This is a genomic window from Alteromonas salexigens, from assembly GCF_025628895.1.
In the GTDB taxonomy this organism is placed as follows: Bacteria; Pseudomonadota; Gammaproteobacteria; order Enterobacterales; family Alteromonadaceae; genus Alteromonas; species Alteromonas salexigens.
In genome coordinates, this window is record NZ_JAOTJC010000007.1 from 193,484 (window position 1) to 207,930 (window position 14,447).

General features: G+C 54.1%; 13 protein-coding genes. 3 read left to right on the top strand and 10 right to left on the bottom strand.

Annotated features, from left to right (window positions below; all coding sequences use genetic code 11):
• Positions 1-36: 36 nt before the first annotated feature.
• The gene (locus tag OCL06_RS08315; RefSeq protein WP_262993379.1) at positions 37-1,101 is read left to right on the top strand and encodes a ligase-associated DNA damage response exonuclease; all 1,065 of its coding nucleotides are present in this window, start codon (positions 37-39) and stop codon (positions 1,099-1,101) included.
• Entirely contained in the window at positions 1,101-2,696 is a 1,596-nt protein-coding gene (locus OCL06_RS08320; RefSeq protein ID WP_262993381.1) for a cisplatin damage response ATP-dependent DNA ligase, read from the top strand. The genes OCL06_RS08315 and OCL06_RS08320 overlap by 1 nt, the downstream gene beginning before the upstream one ends.
• Positions 2,697-2,742: 46 nt before the next feature.
• Here the strand turns inward: OCL06_RS08320 and OCL06_RS08325 are convergent, their stop codons facing one another.
• The 3 genes from OCL06_RS08325 to ubiG all read right to left on the bottom strand — a co-directional run bounded on the left by OCL06_RS08325 (position 2,743) and on the right by ubiG (position 4,943).
• On the bottom strand, positions 2,743-3,402 hold the full coding sequence (locus OCL06_RS08325; RefSeq protein ID WP_262993384.1) for a glutathione S-transferase family protein: 660 nt from the start codon (positions 3,400-3,402) through the stop codon (positions 2,743-2,745).
• A complete protein-coding gene (locus OCL06_RS08330) occupies positions 3,402-4,010 on the bottom strand; it encodes a glutathione S-transferase family protein (protein WP_262993387.1) in 609 nt (202 codons plus the stop codon). The genes OCL06_RS08325 and OCL06_RS08330 overlap by 1 nt, the downstream gene beginning before the upstream one ends.
• A 165-nt stretch (positions 4,011-4,175) precedes the next feature.
• The gene (gene ubiG, locus OCL06_RS08335) at positions 4,176-4,943 is read right to left on the bottom strand and encodes a bifunctional 2-polyprenyl-6-hydroxyphenol methylase/3-demethylubiquinol 3-O-methyltransferase UbiG (protein WP_262993390.1); all 768 of its coding nucleotides are present in this window, start codon (positions 4,941-4,943) and stop codon (positions 4,176-4,178) included.
• A gap of 144 nt (positions 4,944-5,087) precedes the next feature.
• Between ubiG and OCL06_RS08340 the strand changes: the two genes are divergently transcribed.
• A complete protein-coding gene (locus tag OCL06_RS08340; protein WP_262993392.1) occupies positions 5,088-5,450 on the top strand; it encodes a DUF2237 family protein in 363 nt (120 codons plus the stop codon).
• Here the strand turns inward: OCL06_RS08340 and OCL06_RS08345 are convergent, their stop codons facing one another.
• From OCL06_RS08345 to hflK, 7 genes are all read right to left on the bottom strand, one after another.
• Positions 5,451-6,884 carry an aldehyde dehydrogenase family protein gene (locus OCL06_RS08345; protein WP_373318461.1) on the bottom strand — a complete coding sequence of 478 codons (1,434 nt, stop codon included), beginning with the start codon at positions 6,882-6,884 and terminating at the stop codon, positions 5,451-5,453.
• Entirely contained in the window at positions 6,881-8,536 is a 1,656-nt protein-coding gene (locus OCL06_RS08350) for an acetolactate synthase large subunit (protein WP_262993396.1), read from the bottom strand. Before OCL06_RS08350 ends, OCL06_RS08345 begins: the two co-directional genes overlap by 4 nt.
• A gap of 177 nt (positions 8,537-8,713) precedes the next feature.
• The gene (locus tag OCL06_RS08355; RefSeq protein WP_262993399.1) at positions 8,714-9,166 is read right to left on the bottom strand and encodes a DUF4112 domain-containing protein; all 453 of its coding nucleotides are present in this window, start codon (positions 9,164-9,166) and stop codon (positions 8,714-8,716) included.
• A 3-nt stretch (positions 9,167-9,169) separates the two neighbouring features.
• Positions 9,170-10,249: a ferrochelatase gene (hemH, locus tag OCL06_RS08360; RefSeq protein ID WP_262993401.1), complete on the bottom strand. Its 1,080-nt coding sequence runs from the start codon at positions 10,247-10,249 to the stop codon at positions 9,170-9,172.
• A gap of 170 nt (positions 10,250-10,419) precedes the next feature.
• Positions 10,420-12,021, bottom strand: a complete 1,602-nt coding sequence (locus OCL06_RS08365; protein WP_308446003.1) for an AbgT family transporter — start codon at positions 12,019-12,021, stop codon at positions 10,420-10,422.
• Between the two features lie 379 nt (positions 12,022-12,400).
• Positions 12,401-13,291, bottom strand: a complete 891-nt coding sequence (gene hflC / locus OCL06_RS08370) for a protease modulator HflC (RefSeq protein WP_262993404.1) — start codon at positions 13,289-13,291, stop codon at positions 12,401-12,403.
• A 6-nt stretch (positions 13,292-13,297) separates the two neighbouring features.
• Complete coding sequence (hflK, locus tag OCL06_RS08375; protein ID WP_262993407.1) at positions 13,298-14,446, bottom strand: FtsH protease activity modulator HflK; 1,149 nt, start codon at positions 14,444-14,446, stop codon at positions 13,298-13,300.
• Position 14,447: the final 1 nt, after the last annotated feature.

The following is a 14,447-nucleotide window of genomic DNA, read 5'->3' on the forward strand; positions in this document are numbered from 1 at the left end:
AACGCCGTTGTCATGCGTAGCAAGCAGACACTTACTATGCTGTTTACCGCAACGGGTTCAGATAACGGAGGCCAGGTGCACCCCAGTGAATGGATAACCGTGAACGACACCGGGCTGTATTGTCAGCCCGCAGACACCTATATCGACCCCATGGTGCCGGTGGCGCAGGCCATCATTACCCACGGTCATGCCGACCATGCACGGGCCGGACATCAGCGGGTGTACGCTACCCCCACCACAATACGTATTATGACCACCCGCTACGGTGACGACATGGCTGAGCAGCACTACCCGCTGACGTACCGTGAGTCTGTTTCACTGGGCGACCCGGATGATCCGGTGAAGCTGACATTCTACCCGGCGGGACATATCGCCGGTTCGGCGCAGGCCCTGCTTGAGTACAGAGGTGGGCGAATTGTAATTTCTGGCGATTATAAGCGGCGGCCCGACCCCACCTGCGAACCCTTCGAAGTGGTGCCCTGCGATGTGTTCATCACTGAAGCCACGTTTGGCCTCCCGGTGTTTCGCCACCCGCCAATCGAGCGGGAAATTCAGAAGCTGCTGCATTCCCTTAGTGTGTTCCCTCAACGTTGCCACCTGGTCGGTACCTATGCGCTAGGCAAGTGTCAGCGGGTGATCCTGGCCCTGCGTGACGCCGGCTATCACAAACCGGTTTATTTGCACGGCGCATTACTGAAACTGTGCGAACTCTATCAGACCCTGGGGGTATCACTGGGCACGCTGATCCCGGTTAGCGAAGTGGAAGACAAACAATCTCTGGCCGGGGAGGTGGTGCTGGCGCCCCCTTCCGCACTGGCTGACCGCTGGTCCCGCGCGCTGCCGGACCCGCGTACTGTAATGGCCTCAGGCTGGATGCAAATCCGTGCTCGCGCACGTCAACGTCAGGCCGAGCTGCCATTAATTATCTCGGATCATTGTGACTGGCCGGAATTACTGCAAACACTCCGGGAAGTGGATGCACCTGAAGTCTGGGTAACCCACGGACGTGAAGATGCCCTTATCTATCAGGCCTCGCAGATGGGCTATCAGGCCAAAGCGCTGTCGCTGCTGAGGTTTGACGACGAAGATGAGCCTGCCTGATGCACGCATTCAGCGAACTCCTCGACCAGCTTTACTTTACCGCCGGCAATAACGCCAAAGCCGCGATTATTACAGACTACCTGGCTCACACCCCCGATCCGGACCGGGGGTGGGCCATAGCGGCGCTGGCCGGCACCCTTAAGTTCGACTTTTTCAAACGCAACACGGTGAAAAAGCTGATGCTGGAACGGGTGGACCCCGAACTGTTTGCCCTGAGCTATGACTATGTTGGTGAGATGAGCGAGACCGTGGCCCACCTGTGGCCGCAAACCTCTTCCAGTGAACAGGACGCGCTGCCGTCGCTGGCAGAAGTGGTGGAACAATTTCAGCAATGCAGTCGCAACACCGTGGGGAAGCTGCTGGCCGGGTACCTGGACAGTATGACCGCCGCACAGCGCTGGGCGCTGATTAAACTTGGTACCCGGGGCCTGCGGGTAGGAGTGTCAGCCCGCACCATAAAGCATATTTTAGCCAGTTACGGAAATGTGGATGTAGCAGAGGTAGAAGCCATTTGGCATGGTGTAGCGCCCCCCTATACCTCACTGCTGGCCTGGCTCGAAGGGCGTGCCGACAAACCGGATATCCGCGGGGAAGTCACCTTTCATCCAGTTATGCTGTCCCACCCACTCACTGACGGTGACCTTAACAGCTGGTCACCGGCGGACTGGCAGGTGGAGCACAAATATGACGGCATTCGGGTTCAGCTGGTGTCTACCAACAAGGGAAAAGCCCTATTCAGCCGTACCGGAGACGATATCAGTAGCGCGTTTCCGGATGTGCTTGAAGGGCTGACATCCCACGGGGTAGTAGACGGCGAGTTGCTTATCATGCACGGTACCCGGGTAGATACGTTTAACACACTGCAACAGCGCTTAAACCGCAAGTCCCCCACCAAAAAACTGCTGGCCGAGTATCCGGCGGGCATCATATTGTACGACATTTTGATCCAGGGCGAAGACAGCGTGACTGAACAGCCACTCAGTCATCGCCGTAAGGTGCTTGAAACCTGGTTGTGCGAGCAAAACGCCAGCCATTTACATATCTCGCCAACGCTCGCTGTGGACAGTCTGGAGGAGCTGAATGACCAGTATGCGCGAGCATCTGAGGATGTGGCAGTAGAAGGGTTAATGCTAAAACGGCGTGCCAGCCAGTATGTGGCGGGCCGACCTAAGGGGCAATGGTATAAATGGAAACGACAGCCGAAGCTGGTCGATGCCGTGATCATGTACGCCCAACGCGGTCACGGCAAGCGTTCCAGCTTTTATTCAGACTTTACCTTCGGCGCCTGGCAGGGAGACCAGTTATTGCCCATAGGCAAAGCCTATTCCGGGTTTACCGATGACGAACTCAAAAAACTCGACAACTGGGTGCGCCGGCATACCGTAGGCCGTTTTGGACCGGTCAAAGAAGTTAAGAAGGAACTGGTGATTGAAGTCGCCTTCGATGCTGTGCATCCGTCCACCCGACATAAATCGGGTATTGCCCTGCGCTTTCCTCGCTTTCACCGCATCCGCTGGGACAAGCCCGCGCGGGAAGCCGATTCACTGGACACCGTAAAAGCACTCATTGATACACCAGCATCACGCAAATCCTAACGCACGCCCTCTACGCTTCGCGCTCGTCCCAGATTCATAGCAGGGATCAGCGGGTCACCACGCGGCTGGCACCGCGCAGTAACGCTTCTTGGTCTATTTTATGGGGGATGGCCACCCCTCTGCGAGCCGCCGGGCGAGCTTCAATACTGTTTTTCCATCGCCGCAGATTATCCAATCCGTCAATACTGACCCCTGACCAGGCGTAAGTTCTTACCCAGCACCAGTTGGCCATATCGGCAATACTGTAGCTGCCTGCCAGATAGTCCCGGTCTGCCAGGTGTGTATCGAGCACCGTAAACAGCCGGCGTACCTCATTATGATAGCGGTCGATAGCCACAGGGATCCGTTCGTCCAGATAACGGTGAAATACGTTGGCCTGGCCCATCATGGGTCCTACTCCTCCTATCTGAAACATCAGCCACTGAATAGCCTCACTGCGTTTCAGAGGATCGTCAGGCAAAAACTGACCCGTTTTCTCGGCCAGATATAGCAAGATGGCACCTGACTCAAACACCGCATGGTTGTGGTTATCATGATCGACAATGACCGGAATACGCCCGTTAGGGTTCAATGCTTTAAACCCGGGTGTATGTTGTTGCCCTTCCATGAGATTGACGGCTTCGGTCCGGTAGGCCAGCCCCATCTCTTCCAGGGCCACCGAGGCTTTCCAGCCATTAGGCGTTGCGGCGGTGTACAGGGTAATCATCAGGCCTGCGCACTCTCACGCTGGCTTACCCGGGCATACCATTCGTGCAGGTTGCGGTGTTGCTCCTGCAGACGAATATCCACTACCCGGCCAAAATCAATGGCGCACAGCGCGGTTATATCAGCGATGCTGAATGCGGGACCGGCAATGAAGTCATTTAATTCAAGACGACGCTCCAGAATATTCAGGTATTTCGACGCATTGATACCTGCTTCTTTACCGTACTCAGGCACCGGCGTCATACGGTCTTTAAAATACCCGGTAGTGTGCTGAAAGCACATGCCGATTTGCAGCAACAGCGCCATTTCAACCTGCCGCTGCCACATAGCAATGGTGGCTTTTTCCAGGGGCAGTGTGCCAAGTAACGGCGGATCGGGGTGCAGGGCTTCAAAATAGGTACAGATGGCGTCGGTTTCTGCGATACAGGTGCCGTCATCCAGCTCCAGCACAGGCACTTTTCCCAGCGGGTTTCTGGCCCGCATTTCTGCGGTGAGGTTTTCACCTTTGAGAATATCTACTTGCTGGTATTCCATGGGAATGCCTTTTTCTGCCAGAAACATGCGCACTCGTCGGGGATTGGGGGCGGTTTTGGTTTCGTATATTTTCATGGGCGCTCCGTCGGCCTTGCCTGCTTTGATTTTCAGCGCCCATCCCCCACTAATCCACGGGACAGGGACGCATTTCTAATTCAGCATAAGCTGACAAAGGGCCGGGTGCAAATCACCACAGATTTGCAATAACTATCAGCAGGCTGAATGCCGGCTCAGGTGGCGTCAGTCGACCGCTGCCTGTTTGCGGTAACCTTGCAGGAAATTAACGGCGGTACTGCGGGTACAGCGCCAGTTACGGGTAAAGGGATTCATCGCCATGCCCGTTTCATGGCACAGCGTGAGCGCCTCGCCGGTCCAGCTATTCAGCTCGGTGGGTTTGACAAATTTGCGCCAGTCGTGGGTTCCCACGGGCAAGTAGCGCATGACATATTCGGCCCCGACGATTGCCACCACGAAACTTCTCAGGGTACGGTTCAGCGTGGCCAGAAACAGTAACCCGCCGGGTTTGACCATGGCGGCGCACTGCCTGATCAGCGCGGCCTGGTCCGGAACATGTTCCACCACTTCGGCGTTAATCACAATGTCGAACTGGCGCTGTGTCGCAGCCATGTCGTCGGCCAGCATATGCATATATTCAATGTCCAGTCCCTGCGACCGGGCGTGCCGTTTAGCCACCTCCACACTGGTGGCGCTGGCGTCGATGCCCGTCACGCGGGCGCCACGTCTGGCCAGCGGCTCGCAAATCAGGCCGCCGCCTGAGCCCACGTCTAACACATGTTTCCCCCGCAGCAGCGCACTGTTGTCGGGGCGCTTCAGCTCCCGGGATAACACCGTTAAGATCTCTGCTACTCTGGCATTATTAAATTCCAGTGCGGTCTGATATTTGCCGTCTGGATCCCACCAAGACTCAGCCAGTGCGTCGAAACGCGCAATTTCTTCATCAGACTTGTTGTGTGGGGCCGGTTTACTTAAGCGACTTTTATCTAACATAGAGACCTCATTACAATGCCAGCTTATGCGGCATAACGGACACGGATGGTGGCTCCGTAAACTCAGATCCGTGTCTGACAGAGGTGGATACACCGATTTCGTACTATGATACGGTGAACAGAAGGTAAAGATCCGGGGAGAACTATGGCGAATGCAAAAAACGTGTACGGACAGCCCCTGCAGCTGTGTTGCGGCAACGGCGGATTCACCCGCGAGGGGTTCTGTTATGTGCCCCACGGTGATGTGGGAAACCACAGCGTGTGTGCGGTTGTCGATGAAGCTTTTTTAGCCTTTTCCAATAGCATGGGGAACGATCTCACCACCCCTCGTCCTGAGTTCGCGTTCGCCGGCCTTGCGCCAGGAGATCGCTGGTGTTTGTGTGCAGCACGATGGATGCAGGCCTATGAGGCTGGGGTGGCGCCAAATGTAAACCTGGCTGCCACCCACGAAAAGGCGCTGGATATTATTCCGCTGGCTATTCTGGAGCTATACGCCCTGCCCGCGTAGTTACGCTTTATGCGGGTTGCGGATAACCAGTAAGCGGGTCTCCATCATATCCTCGATGGCATAGCGGATCCCCTCCCGGCCGAGACCAGAATCTTTGACCCCGCCATAGGGCATATTATCTACCCGCCAGCTGGGTACATCGCCAATAATTACGCCGCCCACATCCAGCTCGTCCCAGGCCTGTTGGGCTTTATAGATGTCACGTGTGAAGACGCCAGCCTGCAGGCCATAGCGGCTGTTGTTGACTTCTTTGAGCGCTGCGCTGTAGTCATCGAAGGGGATCAGCACGGATAAGGGACCAAAGGCCTCTTCGGCACTGGCATCACAGCTGGCCGGCACGTTTTCCATCACGGTGGCCTGTAACATAGCGCCGTCCCGTTCGCCGCCACACAGGATATCGCCCCCCGCACTGGCGGCTTCTTTGATCCAGGTTTCCAGCCGCTCGGCCTCACCCTCTGAAATCATCGGGCCAATAAAGGTGTCTTTATCAGACGGGTCCCCGGACACCAGATTTTTTACCCGTTCCACATAGCGCTGCTTAAACTCATCGTAAATTTTGCTGTGCACCAGCAGGCGCTGCACACTGATACAACTCTGCCCGGATTGATAATACGCACCAATGATGATGCGGTTAATGGCATCTTCAATATCGGCATCCTCGTCCACCACACAGGCGGCATTACCACCCAGTTCGAGTACCACAGGCTTCTTGCCGGCTTTAGCTTTCAGTGCCCAGCCCACATCTGGCGAGCCGGTAAAGCTTAGTAGTTTCAGGCGATCATCAGTGGTGAACAGATCAGCACCGTCCCGGCTACAGGGCAATATAGAGAATGCGCCTTTAGGTAAGTCGGTTTCTGCCAGCACTTCACCGATAATCAGTGCGCCTATTGGGGTTTTTGAGGCAGGCTTGAGTACAAAGGTACAGCCTGCTGCGATGGCCGGCGCCACCTTATGTGCTGCCAGATTCAGCGGGAAGTTAAACGGCGAGATAAACGAGCAGGGGCCAATAGGCACCTTTTTGGTCATACCCTGGTAGCCTTTCGCCCGTGAGGATATCTCCAGGTTAATCACTTCACCATTTATGCGTACCGATTCTTCCGAAGCAATCCGGAAGGTATCAATTAGCCGGGTGACTTCGCCTTTCGCATCGTTAATCGGCTTACCCGCTTCAATACACAGTGCGTCAGCCAGTTCATCGGCACGTTCTTCAAAGCGCTTCACACAATGGTCCAGCACAGCCTGACGCTCATAGGGCGTGGTTGCCGCCATGGCGCTTTGCGCACGCTCGGCGGCGGCAATGGCCTGGTCAATCACGTCAGCATCGGCCATGGCTACCCGGGTAGCCACCTCGCCGGTGTATTTGTTGGTCACATCCAAATCAGTATTGGCAAACACGGCTTCACTTGCCAGGTAATAGGGATAGCTATCCTTCATGATTTGTCTCCTTGCAGTTGTTGGCTGAGTTTGCGGATAGTACGGTTAAGGGTTTCATCGTTCATACTATAGTCCACCGGGCAATCCACCACATGCACGCCCGGGGTATCCAGACAATTTTGTACAATGGGCATTAACGCATCAGTGGCATCAACCCGCCAGCCCTGGGCACCATAGCTTTCTGCGTATTTCACAAAGTCAGGGTTGCCATAGTCCAGCCCGAAGTTATCAAAGTGCATATGACTCTGTTTCCACTTAATCATGCCATAGGCATCGTCACGCAGTATGACAACCACCAGATCCAGCCCCAGTCTGACAGCAGTTTCCAGTTCCTGACTGTTCATCATAAACCCGCCGTCACCGCACACACTGAGCACTTTACATTCGGGGTTAACCAGTTTGGCTGCGATGGCTGACGGCAAACCTGCTCCCATGGAGGCCAGGGCATTATCCAGCAACAGGGTGTTCGGCATATATGCCGGATAGTTGCGGGCAAACCAGATTTTGTAGACGCCGTTATCCAGCGTCACAATGCCGTCTTCGGGCATGACTTTGCGGATATCTTTAACAAAACGCTCTGGCAGAATCGGGAAACGGTTATCGTTTTCCGCCTCGTCACGATGCTTCACATAGGCTTCGTGCACATCCAGATAGAAATCCAGTTTCCAGTCCGGTTGAGGCGTAATACCCTCTTTGATTTGCCAGACGCTGTTGGCGATGTCGCCCACCACTTCCAGCTGCGGGAAGTACACAGGATCCACGGCGGCAGGTTCAAAGTTGATGTGAATCACCTGCATGCCGTCGTGGTGCATGAAAAACGGCGGTTTTTCCACGACATCGTGACCCACATTGATGATCAGGTCGGCGCGGGAGATGGCCTGATGCACAAAATCGCCATCAGACAGCGCGGTATTGCCGACAAAGAGCTTATCACGCTCGTCGAGCACCCCTTTACCCATCTGGGTAGTGATAAACGGGATGCCGGTTTTATCGACAAATTCGCGCAGCATTTTGGCCGTCAGTTTACGGTTAGCGCCGGCGCCTATCAGGATCACCGGTGACGTGGCCTCCTGAATCATATCGATGGCTTTGTTGATCGCTTTGTATTCCGCAATGGGGCGACGGGCCATACTCTGTTTAAGCAGCGGCTGACTGGTATCTTCCGCAGCAATATCTTCAGGCAGTTCAATATGTACCGCCCCCGGGCGTTCTTCATGCGCCACTCTGAAGGCTTCTCTGACCACCGAGGGTATACGGTCACCACTGACGACCTGCGTGGTGTATTTGGTAATTGGCCGCATCATATCGACCGCATCGATAACCTGAAAACGGCCCTGCTTACTGGTTTTGATGGGTTTCTGGCCGGTAACCATCAGCATGGGCATGGCGCCCAACTGTGCATACGCAGCGGGCGTGACCAGGTTAGTGGCGCCGGGGCCTAAGGTAGATAAGCATACTGCCACTTTGCCGGTCAGGCGTCCGTAGGTCGCCGCCATAAAGCCTGCACCTTGTTCATGGCGGGTAAGCACCAGCTTGATATTGGATGTACGCAGTGACTCCAGCAGGTCGAGATTTTCTTCGCCGGGAATGCCGAAGATGTATTCCACACCTTCTGCTTCGAGGGCCTTTACAAAAAGATCTGAGGCTTTCATTGCAGTAAACACTCCTTTTTACACGCGCTTGAAAAGATAAAGCTCAGTGTCACCCGCTGTGGGGAATGCACTGAAATAAGAAACACACGCGTTATTTGCTTAGTATCCGTACGGGAAGCTATGCCTTTTCGTTTACCCCCAAACTAAAAAGCCAGTGTAAACACTGGCTTTTATTCGCTACTCACGTTGTTCCCGCTCGGCTTCGGCAAGCTTTTCCTCCCACCTTACCAGCTTCTGCTGGGTTGCACTGTCTACCCGGGCTTTGTTTTCTTCTACCCACCAGCGTTCCATCAGGCGTACATTCTTCTGATTGGCCTTATAGAAAATATCCACCACATCACCCACCACAGGGATAAAGCCCAGCCCGAAGTCGATGGCGGCGTTTCGTACCATACTGGTAAGTAACGGTTTGGGCACGCCCATACTTTTGGCCAGCCAGATAATACGAAATGACGCACCGAGCATCAGGGCATCACCGGCACCCGGGATCAGGCCAATCAGGGAATCCAGACCCACCCGAATCGGAATGATTGGCAGCTTTACGGCTGTATCCAGCAAGTTGGCCATTTTCTGCGCTTTTCGCAGCGCTGCTGGCGCCTGCACCTCATTATTCCCTGTGTCGTGTTTCACCCGTTACTCCTTCGCTCCCTGAGCGCGGGCCAGTGCGGCCCGCTCCTGACTGTTATGGTCGATACGCCAGCCTGCTAAATTTTGCTCAACTAACGTGTGTAAAAAGTGAATGTGGGCATCGTCATCATTCAGCGCGGCAATATATTCATAACGCTCGCCACCCGCTTGCATAAAGTATTCACGGTTTTCTTCACCAATTTCTTCTATCGTTTCCAGACAATCGGCCGAGAACCCCGGGCAAAATACCTGCACGGCTTTAACGCCCTGCGCCGGTAATGCTTTGAGCGTATGGTCGGTGTAGGGTTTTAACCATTCTTCCTGTCCAAAGCGTGACTGGAAGGTGGTCATGTAGTCGTCTGGTCCCAGTCCCAGTGCCTCGGCAAGGAGTCGCGATGTTTTATGGCATTCGCAGTGATACGGGTCGCCATTTAACAGATACCGTTTGGGGATACCGTGATAGGAAAACAGCAGTTTATCGGCACGGCCTTCGGTAGCCCAGTGCGCACGGATCTTGTCAGCCATGGCGTTTATATAACCCGCCTCGTCATGGTAATGGTTGATAAACCGCAACTCCGGGATCCAGCGCCGTGAGGTGAAATCTTTAGCCAGTGCATCGAATGTCGACGCCGTGGTAGACGCGCAGTATTGCGGATACAGCGGGAGCACCACCAATTTCCGTACACCCTTTTCCAGCATCCGGTCCAGCGCAGACTTGATCGACGGGTTCCCATAGCGCATGGCATAGTCTACCACCACGTCATCGCCGTGGGTTTCAGCCAGCCGCGCCGCCAGCTTACGGTGCTGGGCTTTGGTAATAGTTAACAGTGGCGAGCCTTCTTCTGTCCATACCGTTTTGTACGCCTCTGCCGAACGTTTCGGCCGGATATTCAGGATCACGAAATTGAGAATACACCACCACAGGGCACGCGGCACTTCCACCACCCGGGGGTCGGACAGAAACTCACGTAAATAAGGTTTGAGCGCGGCCTTGGTGGGGCTCTCGGGCGTCCCCAGGTTGGTTATCAGCACGCCCAGCTTATCGGCTTGTGCGTGGGTAAAATTGGGACTGCCTTGATACTTCATAGTTGCCTGTTGTGATAAGTAAATAGAAGAAACTTAAGCGTTAGTATACTGAATACTCAGTGGTTTTGATCGTCCATAGCTTTAATTATTGTTCATCTGGCTGGCATTGCTGAGTGTCAGTGTCTACCTTTTACGGATATAAAAAAACGGCCCGCAGGCCGTTTTTGTTATCAGGGTTGGTAGTAGGTCGCCGCACCAGGGCCCACCGGCATACCGAGCAGGAACACCCAGGTGAAGAACAGCAAGGTCCAGCCCAGGATAAATACCATAGAATACGGCAGCATCATGGCAATGAGCGTACCCATGCCTAAGTTTTTCTGATACCTCGCGGCCATGGCCAGGATCAGACCGAAATAGCTCATCATGGGTGAGATAACGTTCGTTACCGAGTCACCAATACGGTATGCCGCCTGGATCACCTCTGGGGCATAGCCTATCAGCATCAGCATAGGTACGAAGATAGGTGCTGTTACTGCCCATTGCGCAGACGCACTGCCCAGCGACAGGTTAACCACCCCACACATCAGAATAAACAGGATGAACACCGAGGGACCGTCCAGGCCTACGGCCTGCAACATAGCCGCCCCTTTCACCGCCAGCACGGTGCCAAGGTTCGTCCATTTGAAGAAGGCTACAAACTGTGCAGCAAAAAATACCAGCGTAATGTACAAGCCCATGGCGCCCATGCTCTTGGACATGGCATCAATAATGTCGCGGTCGTTCTTCATGGTGCCGGCCACACGGCCATACACAAAGCCCGGGATCGCAAAGGTAATAAAGATAAAGGCCACAATCCCTTTCAGAAACGGCGAACCCGCCACTTCACCGGTTTCCGGGTGACGTAAGATACCGTTCTCAGGTACTACCGTAAGCGCCAGTACGCCACACACCGCCACAAACGCCAGACCTGCCATCTTCAGCGCTTTCTTTTCCTGCGCTGTCGGCGCTTCCATAGACTGCTTTTCCAGCTCTACAGATGCGTCCTCTTCATTAAATTTGCCAAGCCGCGGCTCAACAATCTTTTCCGTCACCAGGGCGCCCATTGTGGCCACCACAAAGGTACTGATGAACATGAAGTACCAGTTGACCTCCGGACCTACGCTGTAGTCCGGGTCAATCATATGCGCGGCGGCTTCGGTGATCCCCGATAACAGCGGATCCACGGTACCCAGCAGCAGGTTCGCGCTGTAACCGGCGGAAACACCGGCAAATGCAGCCGCCAGGCCTGCCAGCGGGTGACGTCCTAATGAATGGAATATCATGGCGGCCAGTGGAATTAATACCACGTAACCTAATTCTGAGGCGGTGTTAGACACGATACCGGCAAATACTATAGCGAAGGTCACCACCCGCTTTGAGGCGTTCATGACCAGAGCCCGCATAGCGGCAGACAGCAAGCCTGAATGTTCGGCCACCGACACACCCAGCAAGGCGACTAACACGGTGCCCAGTGGCGCGAAGCCGGTAAAGTTAGTGACCAGGCCGGTCACAATACGTTGTAAGCCTTCGGCACTCATCAGTGAGATGACTTCAATCATGCCATCAGCGTCACGGCCTTTCGCGCCTTCCGGGCGGGGATCGGCCACGGCAATATCAAAGTAACCCAGTATCCCACTGAGCAGAACGATAAATACCGATAGCATTGCGAACAGGGTAACCGGATGCGGTAACAGATTACCCAGCCACTCGACGGTGGCCAAAAAGCGTGAAAACAGACCGCCCTGTTGGGGTTCCTGGGGCCTGTCCTCTGTGTTTACATTTTCAGAAGCCAAAACTTTCTCTCTGTGGTTAACGGATCCGGTCAGTAACAGGGTCTCATGAATACGGGCAAGGCCCGTCCTGCACAGCGCAGGTAAACGGATGCGCCTGCGCCAAAACCGGATCTCAACTACTTAAGCGGCGCAATTCTACCTGATTCTGGGGTTGTTTTGCAGTCGGACGCTGAATAATTCGACGGTGGATGTAAAGCAAAGGTAAATAGTTGTAACCTTCGGCAAAGCGTCGCCACCGATTTCGGACGGAGCATAGGCCGGTTTCCTCACGTCCCTCCTTCACTGAGCGGTTCCTGTCGGCGCGTTAAACCATCCCCTGGACATAAAAAAAGCCGGTCTGAGACCGGCTTTTTACTGTGTTGTTTTTTAGTGTTATCACTTACTGGTCGGAACGACCACCTTTAGCATTCATATACCGGAAGAACTCGCTGTCCGGCTCCACAACCAGGATATCCTGCTTGCTGTTGAAGCTCTGTTTATACGCGTCCATGCTACGCAGGAAGCTATAAAACTCAGGGTTTTGTGAATACGCATCAGCGTAAATTTCTGCAGCCAGTGCATCACCTTCACCACGCACCTGACGCAGGTTACGTTCGGCGTCGGCCAGCATAACGGTGACTTTCGCATCGATGTCCGCTTTGATCACTTCCGCCTGTTCCTGACCTTCTGAACGGTGCTCCCGGGCCACCGCGGCACGTTCTGCACGCATGCGCTGGAAGATGGAGTTGCTGACTTCGGTAGGCAGGTTAATTTGCTTAACCCGCACATCCACAATCGCAATGCCCAGCTCGTTAGACGAGGTAGAAGCCTGCTTCATTGCCTGGTCCATCAACGCCGTACGTTCACCGGAAACAATCTGCGAAATAGTACGGGTACCGAATTCAGAACGCAGTCCGTTGTTCACTTTCTGCTTTAACAGCGCTTCTGCCTGCAACTTATTGCCGCCGGTAGACAGGTAATAAGTGGCAAAATCTTCAATACGCCATTTCACATAAGAATCAACGATCAGGTCTTTTTTCTCCGCCGTTACAAAGCGATCAGCCTGGTCATCCAGAGTCTGGATACGGGCTGGCAACTTTTTAACCGAGTCAATAAACGGTATTTTAAAGTGCAGGCCAGGTTCAAAGACCACGGTTTCACCGCTGGCTTCATCGCGCTGAACTTTACCAAACTGAATGACAATGGCGCGCTCACCCTCTCTCACCTGAAACAGTGAGCCGGTGGCCAGCACAGCCAGAATTACCAGGATAATAATCGATAAATTTTTCATGCGTTATTATCTCCCTTCCCGTGAACTGCCACCGCGTAAACCAGGTGACGGATTGGAGTTACGGTTGCGCTGCATATTGTCATTATTTTGATTTTGAAGCCCTTCCAGTGAGTTGCGACTCGCTTTCGTCGCGCTGCCTGACTGGCGTTCCATGATTTTATCCAGCGGCAAGTACATCATGCTGTTGCCATTCTGGCTGTCCACCAGGATTTTGCTGGTGTTGCTGAACACCTCTTCCATGGTTTCCAGGTAAATCCGTTCGCGGGTAACTGTTGGCGCGCGTTCATACTGGGGCAGTAGCTCAGAGAACCGGGCGACTTCACCCTGCGCTTCCAGAATGACTCGCTCTTTGTAAGCCTGGGCTTCTTCGTTCATACGATTCACCTGACCACGGGCGCGGGGTTCAATTTCCCGGGCGTAGGCTTCGGCTTCACGGATGAAGCGCTGCTCATCTTCCTGTGCGGAAATAGCGTCATCAAACGCATCTTTCACCTGATCCGGTGGCCGCGCGTCACGGAAGTTCATATCTACAATAGATACGCCCATGTTGTAGGGTTCCAGAATAGCCTGAAGCTCTTCCCATACACGTTGACGGGTTACTTCACGACCATCCGTCAGCACATCGTCCATAGTAGAGTGACCTACTACGTAGCGAATGGCACTGTCCAGCGCCTGGCTCAGGCTGGTTTCCGGATTTTCCACGGCAAAGGTCCAGCGATACGGGTCAACAATACGGTATTGCATCTCCATCTGAACCTGCACCACGTTTTCATCTTCTGTCAGCATTGAACCTGAAGACGACTGATCGCGAATAGACTGCACGTCTACCGGCACCACTGAGTCAACAAAGGTGGGTGCCCAACGCAGGCCCGGCTCAACCTGTTCGTGATAATCACCAAACCGCAGTACAACCCCGCGCTCAGCTTCACGAATGGTATAAAACCCGCTGATAAACCAGATAATGACCAACAGGCCAACCAGTATACCTGCACCAATGCCACCCAGGTTCTTACCTGAGCCGCCATTGCCGCCCTTCTTTCCGAATTTACCGAAGAGATTTTTGAACACATCGTCCAAATCCGGGGGCCCCTGATCGCGACCACCACGGTTCTTCCAGGGGTCATTATTATTGCCACCCGGCTCATTCCAAGCCATG